Annotated in this window: 1 protein-coding gene; it reads left to right on the top strand. The window is 53.8% G+C overall.

Features of this window, described 5'->3' with window-relative positions; all coding sequences use genetic code 11:
- Positions 1 to 559 (top strand): DUF1254 domain-containing protein (locus tag IVB27_RS34765; RefSeq protein ID WP_524536533.1); only part of this gene is annotated, 559 nt, incomplete at both ends.

The following is a 559-nucleotide window of genomic DNA, read 5'->3' on the forward strand; positions in this document are numbered from 1 at the left end:
TTGGAAACCTGCTGTTCTTCCGCACCTTCTTGAGGGACGGCGATCCCAAGCCCGGCGTGGATAACGTAAAGAAGAACCTGAAAGTTTATTCGCTCAGCCAGGCGGCCAACCCACCTCCGATGAAGTTCGTGGACATCTCTGGCAAGGCTTTCAACACGATCGGTCCCGGCGATTATTCGCTGTTCGAGTTCGTCAATCGCGTTATTCAGGATGAACCTATTGATGCGTTGGACCCCAACACACTGGGCTTGTTCGCTGCCATTGGCATCGAAAAAGGTAAGCCATTCGCCCCCGATGTCCGATTAAAAAAGATACTTACCGAAGCAGCGGCGGTGGGCGACGCAACAGCGCGCTCAGTTACTTACAGGACCCGGATGAAAGATGCCTACTTCTATCCGAACAGCGCGTGGGTGACACCTTTCGTCGGCGGCAGCTATAAATTTGAACAGGACGGAGCGGTCAATCTCGACGCAAAAAACATGTTCTTCTTCTATGCCACCGGCGTGACGCCAGCGATGACGATGAAGATGGTTGGTGAGGGTTCGCAGTACGCCGGTGC

It is taken from the genome of Bradyrhizobium sp. 197, from assembly GCF_023073375.1.
GTDB lineage: Bacteria > Pseudomonadota > Alphaproteobacteria > Rhizobiales > Xanthobacteraceae > Bradyrhizobium.